At 42.8% G+C, this 19,999-nt stretch carries 18 protein-coding genes and 1 pseudogene; 6 read left to right on the top strand and 13 right to left on the bottom strand.

The features are described 5' to 3' along the window. Positions 1-2 precede the first annotated feature (2 nt). The 5 genes from MHM94_RS04885 to MHM94_RS04865 all read right to left on the bottom strand — a co-directional run bounded on the left by MHM94_RS04885 (position 3) and on the right by MHM94_RS04865 (position 5,657). Positions 3-290 carry a transposase gene (locus tag MHM94_RS04885; protein ID WP_235419002.1) on the bottom strand — a complete coding sequence of 96 codons (288 nt, stop codon included), beginning with the start codon at positions 288-290 and terminating at the stop codon, positions 3-5. A 174-nt stretch (positions 291-464) separates the two neighbouring features. Then, positions 465-1,352: a hypothetical protein gene (locus tag MHM94_RS04880; RefSeq protein ID WP_235419003.1), complete on the bottom strand. Its 888-nt coding sequence runs from the start codon at positions 1,350-1,352 to the stop codon at positions 465-467. A 260-nt stretch (positions 1,353-1,612) separates the two neighbouring features. After that, a complete protein-coding gene (locus tag MHM94_RS04875) occupies positions 1,613-3,181 on the bottom strand; it encodes an ATP-binding cassette domain-containing protein (protein WP_235419004.1) in 1,569 nt (522 codons plus the stop codon). A 614-nt stretch (positions 3,182-3,795) separates the two neighbouring features. After that, on the bottom strand, positions 3,796-5,370 hold the full coding sequence (locus MHM94_RS04870; protein WP_235419005.1) for a PepSY-associated TM helix domain-containing protein: 1,575 nt from the start codon (positions 5,368-5,370) through the stop codon (positions 3,796-3,798). Then, complete coding sequence (locus MHM94_RS04865; RefSeq protein ID WP_235419006.1) at positions 5,367-5,657, bottom strand: hypothetical protein; 291 nt, start codon at positions 5,655-5,657, stop codon at positions 5,367-5,369. Before MHM94_RS04865 ends, MHM94_RS04870 begins: the two co-directional genes overlap by 4 nt. A gap of 403 nt (positions 5,658-6,060) precedes the next feature. Here MHM94_RS04865 and MHM94_RS04860 point away from each other — a divergent pair, with 403 nt between their 5' ends. Next, on the top strand, positions 6,061-8,115 hold the full coding sequence (locus tag MHM94_RS04860; protein WP_235419007.1) for a TonB-dependent receptor: 2,055 nt from the start codon (positions 6,061-6,063) through the stop codon (positions 8,113-8,115). A 310-nt stretch (positions 8,116-8,425) separates the two neighbouring features. Here the strand turns inward: MHM94_RS04860 and MHM94_RS04855 are convergent. Beyond that, positions 8,426-8,743 (bottom strand): annotated as a pseudogene (locus MHM94_RS04855) (tyrosine-type recombinase/integrase); the annotation flags it as partial. Here MHM94_RS04855 and MHM94_RS04850 point away from each other — a divergent pair. The 5 genes from MHM94_RS04850 to MHM94_RS04830 all read left to right on the top strand — a co-directional run bounded on the left by MHM94_RS04850 (position 8,674) and on the right by MHM94_RS04830 (position 11,759). Further along, positions 8,674-9,258 carry an IS3 family transposase gene (locus tag MHM94_RS04850; RefSeq protein ID WP_235419008.1) on the top strand — a complete coding sequence of 195 codons (585 nt, stop codon included), beginning with the start codon at positions 8,674-8,676 and terminating at the stop codon, positions 9,256-9,258. The pseudogene MHM94_RS04855 and the gene MHM94_RS04850 sit on opposite strands and share 70 nt — an antisense overlap. A gap of 50 nt (positions 9,259-9,308) precedes the next feature. Continuing rightward, positions 9,309-9,647 carry a hypothetical protein gene (locus tag MHM94_RS04845; RefSeq protein WP_235419009.1) on the top strand — a complete coding sequence of 113 codons (339 nt, stop codon included), beginning with the start codon at positions 9,309-9,311 and terminating at the stop codon, positions 9,645-9,647. 75 nt (positions 9,648-9,722) lie between these two features. Beyond that, positions 9,723-10,460 carry a hypothetical protein gene (locus MHM94_RS04840; protein ID WP_235419010.1) on the top strand — a complete coding sequence of 246 codons (738 nt, stop codon included), beginning with the start codon at positions 9,723-9,725 and terminating at the stop codon, positions 10,458-10,460. Positions 10,461-10,488: 28 nt separating this feature from the next. Then, on the top strand, positions 10,489-10,947 hold the full coding sequence (locus MHM94_RS04835) for a hypothetical protein (protein ID WP_235419011.1): 459 nt from the start codon (positions 10,489-10,491) through the stop codon (positions 10,945-10,947). Positions 10,948-11,048: 101 nt separating this feature from the next. After that, complete coding sequence (locus tag MHM94_RS04830; RefSeq protein ID WP_235419012.1) at positions 11,049-11,759, top strand: polysaccharide deacetylase family protein; 711 nt, start codon at positions 11,049-11,051, stop codon at positions 11,757-11,759. Between the two features lie 382 nt (positions 11,760-12,141). Here the strand turns inward: MHM94_RS04830 and MHM94_RS04825 are convergent, their stop codons facing one another. The 7 genes from MHM94_RS04825 to MHM94_RS04795 form a co-directional block, all read right to left on the bottom strand. Further along, the gene (locus MHM94_RS04825) at positions 12,142-12,636 is read right to left on the bottom strand and encodes a hypothetical protein (RefSeq protein ID WP_235419013.1); all 495 of its coding nucleotides are present in this window, start codon (positions 12,634-12,636) and stop codon (positions 12,142-12,144) included. A gap of 405 nt (positions 12,637-13,041) precedes the next feature. Beyond that, positions 13,042-13,536, bottom strand: coding sequence for a hypothetical protein (locus MHM94_RS04820; RefSeq protein WP_235419014.1), 495 nt, complete (start codon positions 13,534-13,536; stop codon positions 13,042-13,044). A 225-nt stretch (positions 13,537-13,761) separates the two neighbouring features. Beyond that, complete coding sequence (locus MHM94_RS04815) at positions 13,762-14,094, bottom strand: zinc ribbon domain-containing protein (protein ID WP_052698157.1); 333 nt, start codon at positions 14,092-14,094, stop codon at positions 13,762-13,764. 276 nt (positions 14,095-14,370) lie between these two features. Next, on the bottom strand, positions 14,371-15,156 hold the full coding sequence (locus MHM94_RS04810; RefSeq protein ID WP_235419015.1) for an NERD domain-containing protein: 786 nt from the start codon (positions 15,154-15,156) through the stop codon (positions 14,371-14,373). Between the two features lie 516 nt (positions 15,157-15,672). After that, entirely contained in the window at positions 15,673-16,596 is a 924-nt protein-coding gene (locus MHM94_RS04805; protein WP_045978815.1) for a GyrI-like domain-containing protein, read from the bottom strand. A 127-nt stretch (positions 16,597-16,723) separates the two neighbouring features. Further along, a complete protein-coding gene (locus tag MHM94_RS04800; protein ID WP_235419016.1) occupies positions 16,724-17,056 on the bottom strand; it encodes a zinc ribbon domain-containing protein YjdM in 333 nt (110 codons plus the stop codon). A 120-nt stretch (positions 17,057-17,176) separates the two neighbouring features. Next, a complete protein-coding gene (locus tag MHM94_RS04795; protein ID WP_235419017.1) occupies positions 17,177-19,966 on the bottom strand; it encodes a pitrilysin family protein in 2,790 nt (929 codons plus the stop codon). Positions 19,967-19,999: the final 33 nt, after the last annotated feature.

Here is a 19,999-nt window from a genome sequence, read left to right as displayed (position 1 = left end):
ACTTACAGCTGCTTTTTTAAGAATTCATTTTCCTCTTTCAGGTCGTGTAGCTCGCGCTTGAGACGGCGCAGTTCCTCACTTTCATGTTTCGAGTAATCAACGCCTTGAACGGTATTAAATTGCTTGTCGGAAAGACGGTTGAATTGCCTACGCCAGTTATAAATTTGCTGGGCGCTGATCCCCAGCTCTTCGGCGACGGATTTGTTGGTATTTCCGGGTTGCTCCGCCCTTCGAACCGCTTCGCGACGAAACTCTTCGGTATAGGCCAGGGTTCTTTTCTTTCTAGTCATGAGACACCTCTTTTCTAACTATAGAAGGTGTCTACTTTTTTGGGTAAGTCCTAAACCTTGACTTAACACTTTCTAATTTTTCACTAAAACTCACTACACCCTCCTGAAGCATAACGCGGCGCTCTGCGGCAAATTTGAAGCGCAACGGAAAATTTGTCCGCCAACAGCGCCTTGTTATGCAGACTCTCTTGTGTCAACTTGAGTGGACAGCTGACGCAGACTTAGCAGATCTTCTGATGATAAAACCTTCTCTAAAGCGCGTTCAGCCTGACGAAGATCCTCTGATACAGACGTGGTTTTATCAAGTGGTATCAACTGGATAGAACTCTGAAATTTCGACGAAGCAAGTAATTTATTCGGTTGCTTCCCTAAGTGAGACCGAACCACTATATCCATTGATGCCAAAGTATCGTTTATTGTGTCCTGACCAGTTCTCTTAAGTGAATCTAGTATAGTTCCTACAAATAACTGAGTCAGCTCCGAAATAAAAAAATCAAACTCAGATAAGTAAGCATTCTCATCCTGATAGCATTGCTTAATAGCTGACTCCCACGCGTCTTCTGAGTAGGCCAGCCGTTTCTGTATTGAGTATGAATTACGTAGAATGTTTCTAGCTGCGTAGAGTGATCTAGCGACTCCCGGAAATTCGAAATCAATTTTTGACGCCTCAACTTCGATTTTTTTTAATCCATCTTCGAAATCAGATGTTTTACCAGATGATACTGAACCATAGATAACAGGAGTATTTTCGCTTAGAAATTTTTCTAAATCTTCTAGTTTAGTTCTATCGCTAATAAAAAAATCTTCGTGTAGTTTTTTCAAGAATGGCTGCAAAATGATAGAGTTTGCTATATGCGTTACAACCTCATATGCAATTTCGAAAGATAAAAGATTGTCAAGGTTATGAGAAGTAGAGCTCGCCGCCACCATGCTTTCTCTCATTTCTTTAAGGCGTTGATCTCGCCTACTCAGCTTGTATAGAAAAAAGCCTGACAAAACAGAGACAGCAGCAACAATCGCTGAGGCAGCGGTAGCAAAATGTGCGATTTTCTCAATATCCATATGACGATCCTATATTCGTTGATTTATTGCATAACAATTTAATATCGAGCGATTGGGTCGTTTTTCTGCCGCAATCTTTCTCGTTTTTGTCCTAAGACCATTGATAGCAAATTAAACAAGTACTTACCAGCATTGAAGTTAGGCGATATTGCTTTAACCGTGAACTCGACAAAACGACCCAATGGGTCGTTTTTCTGACTATGGGAGAAACTCAAGGAGTATGGACGATATAGTTCGTTTTCAGGCGGCAGTTATGCTAGTTAAATATCGATTTGTATCTGAACCCCTGATTCACGAACAAAGTCTTCATCATGGCTAACGAGAATAAAGCCTCCAGGGTATTGATTGAGCGCTTGGGCTAGCATAAGTTTTGACTCAAGGTCGAGATGGTTATCAGGCTCATCGAGCAGTAAAAAAGGTTTAGCTTGCTGGTGACTAACAATAAGCATGGCTAACTTCATCTTCTCACCGCCACTAAGCATGTGACCAAGACGAAATACATTATCACGACTAAAACCAACGCCTGCTAGCAATGTTCTGGCATCACTCTCCTTAAGGCCACGGCAAAGTGTTACAAGGTTATCGAGTAGCGATAAATCCCCTCGAATAACCCCAAAATGTTGGTCAAGGTAATACAATGGGGTATTGAGTTGCAGCTCGCCTTGCTGGAGAGAAACGTCACCTAATAGCGTTTTCAGGAGCGTTGATTTACCACTGCCGTTTTTGCCTGCCAGATAAATCTTATCATGAGCGTATGCTTGAAATGAGATAGGCTCAGTGCGACCAAAAGGCAATACGCCTTGATGAATCGAAATGACTTTACGTGAGCGAATAGGGGTGTGCGCTAAATAGAGTTTTTGGTTTTTCTGTGACTCTTTGTGTGCCTTGAGTGAGCGCTCTGATTTAGCTAAATGCGCTCGACGAAGTTGCTCATTTTTAATTCGATTAGCTGCCTGTGCCGTTGCTTTGTCTTTTTTAGCATCAAGCAACACTTTGGGCTGACTGCCATTCTTTCGTAACTGGGTACCTTGAGCCGCTCTTTGCTCTGCCTTTTCACGGTTTTTCTGCGTTTGTACTTGTAACTGCTTTTTTTGTTTATCAACGCTTGCCAGTTTTCGTTCAAGCGCTTGTAACTCGGCCGTTTTTTGTTCGGCGTACAGAGTATAGTTGCCGCCAAATACCTGTAACCCAAGCTCTGAAAGCTGCCAAATTTCGTCCATTTCATGCAGTAACTTTCGCTCATGACTGACAAGTAAAATAGCGCCTTTGAAGGCGCGCATAGACTGAATTAACCAGTGCGTTGCCTGCACATCAAGGTGATTGGAAGGCTCATCAAGTATGAGTAATTCAACATTGCTTGCAAACAACTGCCAAAGCTTTAAACGGGCGAATTGCCCACCACTGAGCTGAGCGCACGGAAAATCTACATCTGTCGGTAAGCCTTGCTCTTTTAATTGCTGAGTGAGCTTTAAGGGCAAGTCCCATTGTTCCTTTATTATATCAAACCAATGCTGTGAACAATCACCCGCCTCAACCTGCTTTATCGCTTTAAGCACCTGATCTTTAACCAAGAACTGAGCAATCGTCTGTTCGCAAGATAATAACGGGGGTGGCTGCTGATGATACACAGCCACTGATTGAGGTAAAGCAACAGCCCCACTTGATGGTTGTTGTTCACCACTTAAAATTGACGCGAGTATTGATTTACCAACACCGTTACGCCCGACTAAGCCAACACGCTTGTTAGACAGTGAACATGACAGTTGTTGAAAGAGAAAATCGCCGTTATCCAATTGATAACTTATATTGTAAGCCTGTAGTAATGGCATAAAGTGCCTCCTGTATGAAAGGGGCAACAGTCGCAGCTAGCTATCTTTGAGAGGTGATTAATACCACTATACGCTTCTGCCAATGGGCAAAATACACAATGCGCTTGTACAGACATATCGGAATGTGAGCTACGCCTACTAACCCTGTAAATCCAAAAAGAAAATAAGAAATGGATGACAGGTTTAGTTGTTCATGTTGGCGCAATCTCCTTAGAAGTGATAAACCAAGGTTACAGTAACCTCTCCGGCCTGGTCAAGATGCCTCCTACTGGCAAAACTATGATGCGCACCAACTCTGGTTGGGGAAGTGCGCACTACCCGAATGCTCAAAAGGCTCATCGCTTAAGCATTACACGCGAGTGCACTGCCGCGAATAGTTAATTATCTTCGCGACTTTGGTACATGCCACTTTAGTTGGTTTCAATTTACTCCACGGATTTATTTTGAACTTCGCTGACGTGCTACAAGCGACAAGCACGTTGCACGACCTGACACCATCACTTGTTACTACTGCTGTTTTATAGGGCAAGAAATGCTTTCATTAAACGGGAGTGAATCGTGGATAAGGTAAAAGGATGGGTATCAAATTGCTCTGATACCCATACTAGGAGTGCTTAAGTTTGGCTAACCTGTTCAAAGGCTGGCATGATGCTTTGTGTGGCCTGCTTTTGCTGCTGATGTTTCGACATTTTAAAGAAAATAACAGCAAACATAGCGGCGACGATATCAACCGTATAGCTTGAGTAAAAGAGCGCATTCCCGTCACTTAGTGCAAGTTTCACCAGCGTTGATAACACCATTAATGCACACAAACTCGCGAGTAAATAAAGGCCAACCGTCGTTGCCTTTTGTACAGGTTTTAAGAAGCTATATATCACAAAAGCAAAAAAGGCGGCGTAGTAACTGTATAGACTGGCGTAGTTTTTTGCATTAGCAACAAATGTAGCTAGCCATTTAGTTGCAACTAACGTGAAGGCAACGGCAATCATCGACCCTAAACAAACACCAATAGTGAGTTTTGCCATAAACAACGTACTGCGTTTGTTGGGGTCTTTTTTGAAGCGCTTATCTATCCATAATAAATTGCCTGAATAGAACAAAAATGCCCCAAGTAAGCCCATTATAAAGTAACCCCAGCGCCCCCATTCTCCACCATAGGTGCCAAAGTGGAGTGAGAAAATACTGGCCACCATGTTACCCCACACTGCATCTTCGCCTTGTGGGTAGCTTGAGTTAGCGACCTCTAAGGTATACGGGTTCATGAACAAATAGTCAGTATCTGGGCCGCGCACAACCGCATTGTTGTTACTCATCATAAACACCGCAGAGGGCGAGGCTGAATTTAAATTACTGTAGCGAATGTGGATAGGCTCATAGCCAGGCGCATAGCTTTTAGCTGCAAGCACTTGCTCATCAATACTAGGTAAGTTGTCAATGTGAAAACTTTGCGCAGCGGGAGTAGGGCGCTGAAACAGCGGTTTATCATCATAAAATTGCGCTAAGCCACCATAAATAAAGTCATGAAATGCAAACACCACCACAGTGAAGGCTATGACTAAATGAAACGGTAAACTGGCAATCCCCACAAGGTTATGGCTGTCGAGCCAAAACCGGCTTGGCCCTTTTTCTTTACGCAGTGCAAAAAAGGTTTTAACTAGTGTCGGCAGTAAAATAATGACCCCAGAGACCAAAGCTAAAAAATACAACACACTGGCAATACCAAGGATATAAACCCCTGATTGATCATGGCCAATTTCACCAATAAAGCCCGCTGTGCGATGTAAGTAATCAATTAAATCGCCAAGTTCGTTTTCAATTTGCGCGCTAACGTTTAATGTGCCATCAGCATTGAGGTGGGCATAGTTGAGCTGTTTATCAAGCTCCATGCCACGGGAACTGCCTTTGATATACCAAGAAAGAGGCGCGTCTTGGGTATGTAAGTCTAGGTTAAAGCCTTTAGCAAGTTGTTCACCACGCACACTTATTACCGTATCTACCAGTTTTTGATAGTCATAATCAGAACTGGTTACTTTAGGCGCGGTAACCGGTGCAGCCCACCGTTGTATTTCGTGTTTAAACATGGTCAGGCTGCCAGCATAAAAACCAATAAACAGCACTAAGCCAGCAATAATGCCCGTCCATGTATGTACACCTTGATAGGTGCGTAAAATATCCGATCTTACTTTCATAGTGCGTTCCTTAGCATGAAAAATACGCCATAAAGCAGCACAGCTAAGCTGCCAAGGACAAGCCAAGCTTGCTTTGCAGAGTTGAACAAATAGCTAAAACTAAAAATGGTTAGCCAAATAGGGGTGATCATCCACATGTTAAATTGCACTTTATCTCGAGCTTCAATGCCTCCAGGGCCATACCAAGCAAAAAACGCAATGAATATAAATGACAGTGCCAACCCTAAAAAGGCACCGGCTAGCGTTTTACCTAACCACGTTGGTTGGCGCTTTGATGAGTTTGTCATGAATTACCCTTTGTTTGCAGCAGGCTAATAAAAGGGATCAGCATTAGCATAAGCATCACGCTAAAGATTATGTAGAACACAGCTGCTGTGGCTGATAGCTGCACAAAGGCAAGTGTTAGTGCACACGCTATTAATGCAAACGATAGTAATCGCCAATGTTTTTTTATCGGTTTTTTTAAAAATCGCTGTTGTTTTCTGGTGCAGTAAAAAGTGCTGACAGCGAAAACGATGAGTAAAGTAACGGTGAAAATGAGCATAAAATGAGAGTTAGAATTTATGTTGTATCTCATTGTAAATGATAACTAAACTCAATTGCAATATCATTAAGCCTGTGTTAATTTCCTCGCGCTTTTTATCAAGCTCGATTTGTTTAATTCTAATAATCTCTTATGGGGAAAGGACATTGGCTACTGCATTAAAACTCAACACAATAACCAAGGTTATTTTTGCATCGTTACTTGTTGCTCAAGGCTCGGCTTGGGCTGACGACGAGCAAAGCAGTCGAGAATCAATGGACACTATTGTTGTTACCGGTGAAAAAACGGAAAAATCACTTAAAGAAACCATGTCGTCGGTAGCGGTTGTTGATAAGGCGCTACTAGAAAACGGCCAGCTTGCGTCTATATCCGAAGCGCTCTCAGAAATGGCAAATGTGGTGGTGTTAACGGGTTCGGTGCCTGATATGCGAGGAGTGTCTGGTAATGGTGGGGCAACCGGTTTTAACTCATTTAGCGGAGGTTCAAAAGCCCGTGTTTCAACGTTAATAGATGGTGTAAGCCAACCCTTTGTTGCTGACTTAACGGGTGATACCGGCCTATGGGATGTAGAACAAATTGAGGTTTACCGGGGGCCGCAATCAACTAGCAATGGTCGTAATAGCATCGCAGGTGCGGTGTACATGACAACGAAAGCGCCAACTCAGGATTTTGAAGGGGCAGTGCGCGTAGGTTATCGCAATCAAGATAGCTACCTTGATACTGCCGCAGTGGTATCGGGAGCATTAGTTGAGGATGTATTGGCATTTCGCTTATCAACTCAGTATGTCGATGGCGAAACATTTTCAAACCCGTTGGTATACGAAACAAACCCAACTGATCGTGAATTAAACAAGTTAAATACCAGCAGTACGCGCGCTAAATTACTTTACACGCCAAGCAAAGACCTTGCCGTGCAGCTGACTTACTCAACTTACAGTGAAGAGGGTAACTCTGGTCGTAAATACTTTGTTGCGGACGAACCATTTGATTATAAGCCGCTATATCAACGTATTGTGGATACAGACTCTGATACTACGCAAGTAAATATTGATTACAGTATTAATGATAATTTTTCGTTAGACGTATTAGTTGCTTACATGGATTATCAATGGAGCTTTGAAGCATACGAGCCCATTGAAAGCGCCGAATCTGACGTATCAATGGATGAGAGCAATATCACCGTCGATACCAAGCTCAACTTTGGGCTAAACAACCACTTTTACTCCGGGTTTATCGGCCTTGCTTACTTTGATCGCGACCAAGAATTTGAAAGTGTGGGGGCAACAAACTACTACGGTGACGATAGCAGTAAATCGACCGCAGTTTATGGCGAAACAAGCTTTAACTTAAGCCAAGAATTAACACTAACAGCGGGCCTTCGTATTGAGCGTGAAGAACAATTACGTAATTTCAATATGGCGTTTCGTGGCGATCAGCTCGTTGAGCAACTTGATAATTCACACACAGTGCGTTTACCAAAGTTAGCGATTCAATATGATGTTAGCGACGAAACGACCTTATTTGCCAGTGCTCGCCGTGGCTATAACGCAGGGGGCGGTGCGCTCGATTTTACCGCTGAAGATTACTACTACTACGACGAAGAAACGGTTAATACCTATGAAATAGGTTCACGCAGCGTAATAGATAATGGCGACATCAATATTAGCGCTAATGTGTTTTACAACAATTTTAACGGGTATCAAGCATTAAGTTCAGCGCGCAGAATCACGAATGTAGAAGATGCTCATAGCTACGGTTTAGAGGTCGATGCTTACAGTATGCTTGCAGAGCAGTGGCAGCTCCATGGTGGTTTTGGTTTATTAAAAACTAACATTGATGAATCATCAGCCTTTCCAGATGCCGTTGGCAGTGATTTAAACTCTGCACCCGAACTAACGGCGAGTTTAGGTCTTTCACACTGGTTTACCGATAGCCTAAAAGTAAATTTAAGCGCCAACTATGTGGGTGAGTATTACGGTGACTTAACAAACACAGAAGAGCGCATTGCAGGTGATTACACTATTACTCGTTTATCGATGACCTACGACACCGAGCATTGGTTGATCAGTGCCTTCATCAATAACGCCCTAGATGAAGAGGCATATACTTCACAAGAGCCGGCAAGTGGCCGTTACCCACAAGGTTATGCGGCCGTTGTGAACCCGCAAACAGTCGGTGCATCAGTTACTTACCGATTCTAATCTAACAAGATAGCTAGTCGCTGATGAACCAGCGACTAGCTTAATTTAACGTGATTAATTTGACCGTTTAAGTTATTCGATGCGCGGCCTGCCCATTTTCTGAATAGACTGGAAGTTAATAGTCCAAACATTAAAAATTGAGGATTTTAAAAACTAAACGGGCGACCTTGATACGTTTGAAACCTATCCAATCTAAGTTCAGTTGCTTCTTTCTCGATCGTGCCTAAAACGAACCTTCGTAACTCGTTTTAGCCCCAAAACAAGCTAGAAGATTTTGCTCAAAAGGACTAACAACACCGTTTGCGCCTTGCTATAAAACATCAGTATAAATCTGAGTGGTTTTAACGTCTGAATGACCCAATTGACTTTGGATTGTGCGACTGTCGGCTCCTGATTGCAAAAGATGAGTCGCGAACGAATGTCTGAACGTATGTGGTGTAATTAACTTTGTGATCCCCGACTGTTTTAAAGCAGCCTTCACCGCCTTCCTGACACAAGTTGGATGAAAATGATGTGGACGAATTTCTCCCGTTTTTGGGTCACCGCTTAATTTATAGAATGGAAATAGATACTGCCAAGCCAACGACTTGTTTGCAGAGGGATATTTTTTTGCTAACGCACTTGGCATTTGTGCTTGCCCAACAGTTCATCACAGAGCGTGCCAACAGGAAATGGGTATCAGATATCACTTATATCCGTGTTCGCGGCCAGTGGCTTTATCTAGCAGCTGTGATGGACCTGTTCTCAAGAGCGATTGTCGGTTGGGCATTAGACACATCGATGACGGTCAAGCTGATTTCAAATGCTTTCAACATGGCACTGGCCCGCAGGGAGGTTAAACCAGGTTTGATGATTCACTCAGATAGAAGCGTGCAGTACCGTGCGGTGGCCTATCAGGATTTAGTGCGTTCATCAGGTGCGATAATCAGCATGAGCCGAAAGAGCAATTGCTGGGATAATGCGGTGATGGAATCCCTCTTCAGTCGTCTCAAAGTTGAGCTGGTTTATGCCGAGAAATTCCACTCGATACAACACGTTAAATCCTGTATGTTTGAATACATTGAAATATTTTATAACCGTAAACGACGTCACTCAGCGTTAGGCTACCTCAGCCCGCTGGAGTATGAACAACAGTTTGCGTAATAACCTGTCTAATTTTGATGGGGAAGACCAATTTCAATCAAGGTGTGTCGGTGACGTCGAAGATTTGGATTCTAGTAATTTCATTGTTTTTTGTTAGCCCCACGATGGCTAAGAGTGAGATGAACCCAAGAGTTTCAGCTATAAAAAGCAACTTAATCTATGAGGGAACCTTTGTAGAGGCCGAAGTAATTGGACTGATCGTAAAGAGTGATAACGATGCTTTTACGCTTGTGCTTGATAGCGATAATCAAATTTGGTTTGACGATTCATTTGTAATGTCCAATGAAGAAAAAAAGCATGTGGCCCCTTATTTAGTAAAAATATTCGAAGAGGCAACTGATCCGCAGCAAAAAGCTGCAATAGCAACAATATTAAAGGCAATGCTATGAAATATAACAAACTGTTTAAGAGGGGTTCGCAACGCGTGGCATTTTTTCTATGCGTGAAGTTTCATGGAGAGCTCGGTGAATAAAGTCGCTATCGGAATTTCAAGTGCGCTATTGCTAGTTATAGTTGTTGGAATATTTTTTCAAAGATATGCATTAGCTTGTGAATTTTCTCATATGCTAGATTTTCGAGAAATAAACAATCAGTTCCACATTGGAAGCGATATACCACCAGAGCGCATCGAAGATTTGTCTCAGATTGTCTTCTCCGCATTAAAGAGGATTGATGGAGTCTACGGGAAGCCTGAATCAACACCAAAAATATTGTTTACATCAGACTCTGCCACGGCAATTATTTTTGGAGCCAATGAAACGGCCACCATGCATCGAACGCCTTGGCGATCATGTATTATTGTTGGTCCTAAAGGCCAAAATGTGGACGTCATAGCTCATGAATGGTTGCACGCGGAAATCCAGCAACGTGTCGGCTTTTGGCGTTTTATTCAAGAAGTTCCTGTATGGTTTGATGAAGGGGTGGCACTCACGTTAGATCATAGAGAGCCTTTTTTGCCTGAAAACATCGACTTGTCAAACGAACGAGTTGAGGACGTCCGTAATTTAGTAACAGGAAAGGACTTCTTTTCTGATAATTTCATGGAGCATTATAAAGCTGCCAGAATAGCGGTGATACCATTAATACAAGCTGACAGCCTATACCAAAAGCTTGAACAAATTTCTAATGGCGGCAGTTTCGATGCCGTATTTTTGAAAGCTAACAAGTCAATACAACCCACCGCTAACGCGTCGGCTGATTGAGGCGTTACATTGCAATAATATATTAAATATGAAGTATAAATGCCCAAATTGTGATAAGACTATTTTCAATCGAAGATTATCGCATTGTGAATTTTGTAGTTTTGAGTTACCACAAGAGCTATTGCTGAGTGATGCCGAAAAAATTAAGCTGAATAAAGAATATAAGAAAGCTCAATTAAATACATCTAGGCGAAGGTTAAGTAAAGATGTTGGCTATTCGGGGGTGACTGAAGCGAACGAAGTTAGCTTTCTGCTCGGAGTGCCGAGTCTTCGCACTAGAGCACCCAGACAATGTATTAAATGTAGTTTACTTGTTTCAGAGGACTTTGAAGATTGCCCATATTGTTTTGGCAAGAACGAAAGTGAAGTAAACAAAGCAAGGGTAGCTTACCAACAAGAAATGAAATTGGTTCAGGGGCTCGGTAAATACTTTATTATAGCTTTTTTACTAGTCGCTTTGATTATGATTGGTGTATTTGCCGTATAACAAGTTAGTTAAACTGTGGGCGTAAAATAACAGGTGGTCGCTTATTTTGCCTGCTATTTTTTGCTTTTTATCAAGCATTATGAAAATAAGGATGGAACCCATTGAAAAGAGTATACCTGACGATATTGATTCTCTCTGTAGTAATGGTCTTGGGAGCTTGGAATATAAGTAAATCAAGAACTTTTCAGGTTTTTGGAGAGGTAGTCGCAAAGGCCGAAACGAATGAAAAGGTTATCGCCTTAACATTTGATGATGGTCCTTGGGGGGCGAAATATACCACTCAAGTGTTGAATATCCTCGAAGAGCATAATGTGAAGGGTACGTTCTTCCTCAATGGGTCGGGAATTCAACAAAACAAGCAATCGGCTATAGATCTGGTTAACGCAGGTCATCAGATAGGCAATCATTCGTACAACCATAAAAATATGACGTTAATGGGGCTTGACGAGGTGAGGGATGAAGTCGACTCCACTACAGCCTTAATTCGCCAGATTGGATTCGAGGGTGAAATATACTTTAGGCCTCCGTATGGTAAAAAGCTTTTTGTTTTGCCCTATTATTTGAATTCGGAAGGAATAAAAACAATCACATGGAACGTTGAGCCTGAAACCTATCCTAAAATTGCAGGAAGTTCTGCGTCTATCGCAGAGTATGTTGTTAACTCTTCTACTCCAGGTTCAATTATTCTTTTACACGTTTTGGGGTCTAAAAACAAAGAGTCGCGAGACGCTATAGGGCCAATAATTAAGGGGCTGAGAGCAAAGGGCTACAAATTTGTTACGGTCTCACAGTTGCTAGGGAAAAATGCATAACAAATGCAAGCAACCTACTCGCTGCGCTCCCGGCTGTGGCGGGCGTTAGCCACAGGACTTACGCAACTATCTAAGGAAGGATGAATAATTAATGTCTGAAAACTCGGAAGCGATATAAATAGCGAGGAGAAAAATCAAGGGAAGGCATCCAAATCTTTCCCATGATTTTCGCGCTACAAGCATTAAGCCTATGTTATTCCTCAATTAACGACCAATCATTGGGGAGCCTTTTGGGTGCAAATGGCTTTTCCCTTGGTAGGTGCATTAACGTTTGGAATTGGTCTCTTTTCTCTTCGCTTCAAATCATGGTCTAGGCGATTAACAAAGTCCACTAACAGACTGTCATTCTCTTATCATCGCTTAACCGTGAGTATGACTCTTATTATTTAACGTTAGGCTTAAAAACTTTAATCTCAAAAATTAAGTTATCATCCTCTTCGGGCAAATAAGATATTTTAACTCTATTACCCTCTTTTATGACTTTTGAATCATGCGCTCTGTTGGCGAAAAACAGGCCACTAGTGCCAAAATCATTATAATCAAAACTAACCTTTCCAACTTTAAAGCTCTCACTTCGACTGCTAGAGCTACTAATACCTAACTCTTTTATTATACCTTCAACAGAAACCAACTCCCCAGATTCAATTCTATCAATTCTTTCCATTCTTTCACAATAAGCATAAATATTAATAGCCAAATAAAACAAAACCAACGAAAATAGCAATCTAAAATCCATTAGATTAGAAAGCTTTAGCTTATCCTCGTATAACTTTCTAAGAAAGAAAAAAGAGAAGATTAAAGATAAGGTAATCGCGATCGTGATATAGAAGTCCCAGCCTATAGTTGGAATTTTAGATTGATAATAAATCTCAAACATTATTGCTCTCTATCTAATCTTGGTTGTACATGCATTTGAACCATGTTCGCTCCGTTTCCCTTGCCTATATCAATCCAGAACCTGCACACCACGAACTATACGGCTTGTATTTAATCGGTTACTAAATTTGGATAAGGACATTACAAAAAGCATTGTTGCTATGTGAGATAGGGATGACCTTTCCCCTGATTTTCGCTCTACCAGCAATAAGTTTATGTTATTCCTAAACTAACGACCAATCATTGGGGAGCCTTTTGAGTGCAAATGGCTTTCCCTTGGTAGATGCATTAACGTTTGGAATTGGTCTCTTTTCTCTTCGCTTCAAATCATGGTCTAGGCGATTAACAAAGTCCACTAACAGGCTGTCATTCTCTTATCATCGCTTAACCGTGAGTATGACTCTTATTATTTAACGTTAGGCTTAAAAACTTTAATCTCAAAAATTAAGTTATCATCCTCTTCGGGCAAATAAGATATTTTAACTCTATTACCCTCTTTTATTACTTTTGAATCATGCGCTCTGTTGGCGAAAAACAGGCCACTAGTGACAACATCATTATAATCAAAACTAACCTTTCCAACTTTAAAGCTCTCCTTTCGACTGTTAAATTTTTCAGTTTTCAGATCTGTTATTATACCTTCAACAGAAACCAACTCTCCAGACTCAATTCTTTCTATCGTTTCAAACAATTCATAATAGCTATAAATTTCAGTGAGAAAATACAAAAAAACCAACGAAAATAGCAATCTAAAATCCATTATATTAGAAAGTTTAAGCTTATCCTCATATAATCTCTTGAGAAAGGAAAAAGAGAAGACTAAAGATAAGGTAATCGCGATCGTGATATAGAAGTCCCAGCCTATGGTTGGAATTTTAGATTGATAATAAATCTCAAACATTATTGCTCTCTATCTAATCTTGGTTGTACATGCATATGAACCATGTTCGCTCCGTTTCCCTTACCTATAACAATCCAGAAACTGCACACCACGAACTATACGGCTTGTATTTAATCGGTTACTAAATTGGATAAGGACATTACAAAAAGCATTTCAGCTATGTGAGATAGGGGTGACGTACATATATGTTATTCATATGGCTGTTTACTCACCTAGCCTTTAAGGTTAGGTGGTGAAAAAGTCCACAAGCGGAGCACTTACCGAACTATTGCGTTTATATAACTCAGTGAAACCACAATCCAGGCAGCTAATGGTTACATATTTACCGGTTTCATAATCTAGAATACTTTCTAAGCGATCAGCCGCAGCATAGAGTTGACCAGCTTCATAACCTTTGCACTTACACTTGGGGCATTGGTAATCACCACCTTGTTTTTCAGCGATAATTTTTTTAATTAAATTAAACCTTTCCGGGAAGCTGTCCTTATCGATAGAAGAGTAGGCGTCAAATAGTTCATCTAAGGAATATGAACTGTAATTTGGTTCATTGTCAAACATCAATCTTTCTCCAACAGTGGGTAGAATACTTATTAGCGAGAATTGTCAGGGCACGCCACTTCGTTAAACACAAGCCTAAACAAATACAAACCTCTGAGTAAGGCGCAAAGAGCTGTCGCAATTTATTAGGTAAATTAAGAACTACCTCAGGCAGTGTGAGTGGAGTGGGCAACATTCTCACCGACATTGGAAAACTGGGTAACTTCGTGTCCATTTACAGTATTTGATTTCTCTAAAGTTGCAACAAGTGGCTTGGGCGTTTTTAGGCAAAGTGTGTTATGCGTCGCTTTCGCTGAGTGCTTCTACTGAGCGGCCCTTCGGAAACGTTGAACATCCCCAAAACTGGGCACCTTTATTGGCGCCGCGTTTGGTTTTACGAATAACCATCGCGGAGCCGCAGCGCGAACACGTTTTTGCGTTGGCTTTGTTCGCTAGCAAGTCTTTTACATGACGACGATGGTTAAAATTAGTAACCACGCCTTTTTTAAGCTTTAACTCGTTAATGGATGCAATAATGTCATGGCACTCGGCGATTGAAAACACTGGCTGAGTAAATTGCTTAATATAAGCCACGCATCCTCGTGCATAAGTAACGTTGTCTGGCATCACGGTTTTAAACTTACTATTACCGATAAAAACGACTACTGAATGTAACGTATTTGGTGCAATCGCCAATAGCGACTCGAGAGTTTTAGTATGTTTATAATTTTGATGAAGTGGGTTCTGAAAACGCGTTGAATGACGGTAAATTTTTTGCGTCCATTGCTTTTGTGTTTTAGAGCCAAATATCCAGCCTTTCATATTTTTGGTTTCCACAACGAACAACCCATATACAGAAATAACAAGGTGGTCTATTTGCGTCGTTCCGCTCTCAGTTGGCAGAGTTACGTCTTTCACTAATGTGTAATCCGACGAGGGTAACTGTGATAACAGTCTATTTATAACAAACTCGCCGGCGCGGCCTTTGAACCAAGGGCTTTTGAATATACAGAGAATAATAATTAGCGGTACGAAGTACCAAACTTTCGCTAACCCCCCGGCTAGCAGTGCTAGTATGTCCACATAACATCCTTATTTAAATCTTACCGCAGTTCAATGCGGCAAATTGGTAAAGTACTCCTGAGTACAGCAGCCTCTGGCGCGACGGCACGCGTATGTAAGTATAAATTAGCGAGCCTTGTTTCTGGCGACGTGGCTGCTCAAAATATAGAGGCTGTATATATAGGTTAAGGGCCAGATTAGCATAATGAGAATTGCCACGAATAGACGTTTATTTTTAAAACAATGAATCAAAGAACAGGCCCAAAGATAAAATAAAGAAAGCAGTGATAAGGCAAGAAGTAGCACTTCCCATACGTACATCTCCTCACCATCTAGGCTTGAGTCAGCAACACGAGGGTCACCTAAGTTACCCAGTAATATGTAATAACCCCACATTGAAAGGCTAAGAATTAACAGCAAACAGAGAAAGCTAGACTTCAAATAATATTTCATCATTTTTATCCGCGAAGCTGCCAGCAGAGACATTGCTTAGCTTTTTGAGCTTGGCAACTTCCTGCCAGCAGCTACTTTGTTTTCCTACAGGTCTTTCAATTTAACGTAGATTTCCATTTCTACGTAGCCATCAACTCTTGCATCATTCAGATAACGCTCCAACATTGGAAAGTTGTCGGGTTCAAATCCGCTATTAGGCAGCCAGTCAGAATAAATACCTAGCTGGGCCTGAATCGTTTCCTCTGGGCTGCCCTTAAAATAGACGACGGCATACTTACCTTTTGGAATTTCAGATGGCGAAAATGGCGGCTTTATACTCACGTTTTCGCCAACCACTATCGAGGCGCTGTAGCGGCACTTATCCTCGGGAGTGACTGTTGGGTTATCAAACGCGAAGGCAAAGCGCTGTTGTTCGTCCGCTTTTATGCCATTATTCGTTGCCCATTCAATTATTTTATCCCATGCGTTATATATAGACTCAGGCTCATAGCCTCGTTGTGAGACTAAAGTACATACGCGCTGGGTATCAAGGTCTTTGATCTCAACATTCATATTTATATCCTTTGATTTAGTTTTAATCATCACTTCATTTGTGATGTGTGCAGGATATAAATCGCGAGGATGGAAATCTTTTCCATATTTGCTAAAGATTTTTCCAATCTTGCTATTTTTAACTTTCTCTGGGTTTCGTATTTGTGATGGCGTGAAGCCAAAGTGAAGCTTAACGGCTTTTGCGAAGTTGGCACTTGATGAAAAACCACAGGCTAAGGCTATTTGGGTGACTGTTAACTGGTCTTTAAAGATTAATAAATTCGCAGCTCGCTCAAGTCTTCGCCGAGCGATGTAATCGTTGACGGTTTCACCGATAACCCCGGTAAAAATACGATGAAAGTGATAAGGCGAGAAATGGCTAACCTTTGCCACATCAGCAAGGGAAATTTTTTCCGTTAAATGAGTTTCAATGTATTGGATTACTCTCTCAATGCGCTTTTTATATTCTCTGTCCATAGAAACCTGATTTAAAATACGGCTACTGTGAATTTTTGACCACAGTATTAAAGGCGAAGCGGGGCAGTGAGCTTACCACCTGCTAGTGGCTTAGCACAGCAGGCAGCAAGGCGGGTATAAAGCGCGGTTAGGCTTTTTTCACAAACTTAGCGGTGACCATCATTTCACCTGCGCCATCGACCTTACAGTCGAGCTCATGGTCTTTACTGTCTTGAATGCGGCGGATCACGGCTTTGGTGCCGATTTTCATTACCATTGAGCTGCCTTTTACTTTCAAGTCCTTGGCAAGGGTCACCTTGTCGCCTTCATTTAATTCCGTGCCGTTGGCGTCTTTGGCCGTGATCGCTTCTTCTTCGATTTGATTGGGGTCCCATTCATAGGCGCATTCAGGGCAAATCAATTGGTTTTGGTCTTGATACACGTATTGTGAATCACATTTTGGGCAAGGAGGAAGAGACATACTATTTAACTACTGAGATTGACAATAGCGCCAATGATAAAGGCTGGGACGGGATTTTGCGAGTGCCTTTGCACACTAAAAAGCCCCAAACAAGTTGGGGCTTAGTATATTACCTTAGGTTTAATCTAAGTAAGTGACTTCACCTAGGTTCAAGCTTTCGATTTGCTCTTTGATTTTAGCAACATCGCCAACAATCACCCATGTAAGCTGTTTGGGCTTAATAAGTGACTGTGCCTGCTTAGCGATAGCCTGCGTATCTGGCTGTTCCACTAGCTGCGGGTACTTTTCTAAATAGCTTACGTCGCGGCCATTGTCGTAGGCATCAGCCAAGGCATTAAGCAGAGAACGTTTCTTCTCATAGCGACCTGGCAGTTTCGCGATTTTATTGGCAACCACTTTGTCCAGCTCTTCCTGGGTAGCTGGTTGCTCGCCAATATAGCCGTTAAGCTCTTTCAGAATTTCCTGCATTGACTCTTTGGTCTTATCGGTTTGCACTGGGGCAAACACAAAGAACGTACTTTGTGCGTCGGTATCCATTAAAATAGTCCGAGCACCGTAAGACCACCCCTTGTCTTCACGTAAATTCATATTCATACGTGAGGTGAAACTGCCGCCGATGATGGTGTTCATCATATCCAAGGTCACTTCTTGCTGGGCGTCAGTGTCGTTGGCATCTGGTCCCAGCAACCCAGAAATAATCAATGACTGCGGCGAGTCTGGTTTATCAAGTACAAAGACCCGCGCTTGCTCGGCGTTGTCCACCGTCGGAATATCTAAACTAGGCGCCGCTTGTTGTGGTGCCTGCCAGCTTGCTAAGGCTTGTTCAAGGCTTTGCTTCAATTGCGCTTGGTCAATATCGCCGACAACCACTAAGCGCGCAAGATCAGGGCGCATCCATTTCTCGGTGTAGGCGAGCAAATCATCACGGCTAATTGCCGCTACTGATTCTTCGTTACCGGTACCGGTCAGCGGTTTACCGTAAGGGTGGCTGGCGCCGTAGAGCAGGGGCGGTAATACGCGTAGGGCATTGCTCATAGGCCGTGCCTTTTCTTGCTTGATTTGCTGCAAAATGAGTGTGCGCACGCGCTCAATGTCGCTGTCATTAAAGCTGGGGTTTTGCAGTACTTCAGAAAACAGCGCTAAGCTTTGTTGCCAGTTAATAGCCATGGCCGACATCGACAGCGAGGTCTTATCAAGGCTTGCACTGGTGTCGATAGATGCGCCAAGTTTTTCGAGCTCTTCAGCAAGGGCCAAGGCCGATAACTCACCGGCGCCCTCATCAAGCATATTGGCGGTGAAATTGGCCACGCCTGGCTTGTTATTATCGTCACTGGCGGTACCGGCAGATATATCTAAGCGCATATTAATCACCGGTGTGTCGCTGCGCTGAGATAACACCACTTCAAGGCCATTACTTAGGGTAAACGTATTCACCTCGGGCAAGTCAAGACTCGGGACGTCACCTGCACCCGGTACTCCAGTGGAACGATCAACGCCTTGTTCGTTGGCGCTAAGCTCGGCAAATGGGTGCACGGTCAACACAAAGTCGCCACTGCTTAGCCAGCGCTCGGCGGCGCCTTGTACATCGCTGGTTGTGGCGTTGCTGGTAATTTCAAACGCGCGTTTATAGTAGCCTGGGTCGTTGTGATACACGGCACCGGAGGCAAGTACATCAGATTTACCGCCAAAGCCGCCCACGCCTTCTACTTGTTTTACCCACTCAGCGGCGTTAGAGAACTTAATACGGTTAAGTTCATCAGTGGTTGGGCCCTTAGCAATGATGTTAGCAATTTCTTCATCGATGATGGCTTCGATTTTTTCAATATTTGACTTATCAAGGGCATCAACACCAATGATCAGCTGACCCGCTAAGGTGCGCAGGTAGTTAAAGCTAAATACGTTAGATGCTAATTGCTCATCGTACACCAAGCGTTGATACAAACGCGAATTCTTACCACCGGCTAACACGTCACTTAGCAGGTTTAAATACTCGCCATCGGTGGTGCCTTTTTCAGCGGTGTTCCACACCTTCACTATACGCGAAGCAGGTACCCGGTCTTTGATCACCATGCGCGATTGCTCATCACGCTTGGCTATCCATTTTTCCAGTTTGGCTACCGGTTTACCCGGTTTAATATCGCCAAAGTATTTGTTGGCCTTTTTCTTCGCAGTCTCAACATCAATATCACCGGCTAGCACTAACACTGCGTTATTGGGGCCGTAATAGTCTTTAAACCACTGATGCACATCGTCTAACGATGCCGCATTTAAGTCTTCCATTGAGCCGATGACTGACCATGAATAAGGGTGGCCTTGTGGGAAAGTGTATTTCCACACATTGTTCCACATGGTGCCATAAGGCTGAGCTTCACCTTGGCGTTTTTCATTTTGTACTACGCCGCGTTGTTCATCGAGCTTGTCTTGAGTGATGGCGCCTAGCAAGTGGCCCATACGGTCAGACTCCATCCACAATGCCATATCGAGGGCAGGGGTCGGCACGTTTTGGAAATAATTGGTTCTATCTGAGTTAGTGGTACCATTTTGCTCGGTGGCACCCGCGCGCTCGAATGGTCCGAAATACTCGTCGTCGTAGTTTTCGGTGCCATTAAACATTAAATGCTCAAACAAGTGCGCAAAACCGGTTTTACCCACCTGTTCGTTTTTAGCGCCTACGTCATACCAAACGTTCACCGCCACAATTGGCGCTTTACGGTCGGTGTGTACGACCACGGTTAGACCATTGTCCAGGGTGAACGTTTGATAATCGATATTAACGAATGGCAGCGCTGGCGCTGCAGTTTGTTCCGCCTGTTGGGTTGCGGAGGTATTCGTTTGCGACGCAGTGCTTGCGCAGCCGCTGAGGGATAACATCACGGCGACACTAATCGCGCTTAAAGACATCTTATTCATGGTAGTCCTTGTTATTCTATTTATGAGTCCAGT

Source organism: Pseudoalteromonas sp. CNAT2-18.1, assembly GCF_022347865.1.
GTDB classification, from domain to species: domain Bacteria; phylum Pseudomonadota; class Gammaproteobacteria; order Enterobacterales; family Alteromonadaceae; genus Pseudoalteromonas; species Pseudoalteromonas ruthenica.
The sequence above is the reverse complement of the archived record's forward strand: the minus strand, read 5'-3'. Positions and strand labels throughout refer to the sequence as shown.

Bases quoted from the DNA above. Each gene is read 5' to 3' on its own strand.
- MHM94_RS04885 (WP_235419002.1), bottom strand. From the start codon at position 290: ATGACTAGAAAGAAAAGAACCCTGGCCTATACCGAAGAGTTTCGTCGC.
- MHM94_RS04880 (WP_235419003.1), bottom strand. From the start codon at position 1,352: ATGGATATTGAGAAAATCGCACATTTTGCTACCGCTGCCTCAGCGATT.
- MHM94_RS04875 (WP_235419004.1), bottom strand. From the start codon at position 3,181: ATGCCATTACTACAGGCTTACAATATAAGTTATCAATTGGATAACGGC.
- MHM94_RS04870 (WP_235419005.1), bottom strand. From the start codon at position 5,370: ATGAAAGTAAGATCGGATATTTTACGCACCTATCAAGGTGTACATACA.
- MHM94_RS04865 (WP_235419006.1), bottom strand. From the start codon at position 5,657: ATGACAAACTCATCAAAGCGCCAACCAACGTGGTTAGGTAAAACGCTA.
- MHM94_RS04850 (WP_235419008.1), top strand. From the start codon at position 8,674: ATGGAAATAGATACTGCCAAGCCAACGACTTGTTTGCAGAGGGATATT.
- MHM94_RS04835 (WP_235419011.1), top strand. From the start codon at position 10,489: ATGAAGTATAAATGCCCAAATTGTGATAAGACTATTTTCAATCGAAGA.
- MHM94_RS04825 (WP_235419013.1), bottom strand. From the start codon at position 12,636: ATGTTTGAGATTTATTATCAATCTAAAATTCCAACTATAGGCTGGGAC.
- MHM94_RS04820 (WP_235419014.1), bottom strand. From the start codon at position 13,536: ATGTTTGAGATTTATTATCAATCTAAAATTCCAACCATAGGCTGGGAC.
- MHM94_RS04815 (WP_052698157.1), bottom strand. From the start codon at position 14,094: ATGTTTGACAATGAACCAAATTACAGTTCATATTCCTTAGATGAACTA.
- MHM94_RS04805 (WP_045978815.1), bottom strand. From the start codon at position 16,596: ATGGACAGAGAATATAAAAAGCGCATTGAGAGAGTAATCCAATACATT.
- MHM94_RS04800 (WP_235419016.1), bottom strand. From the start codon at position 17,056: ATGTCTCTTCCTCCTTGCCCAAAATGTGATTCACAATACGTGTATCAA.
- MHM94_RS04795 (WP_235419017.1), bottom strand. From the start codon at position 19,966: ATGAATAAGATGTCTTTAAGCGCGATTAGTGTCGCCGTGATGTTATCC.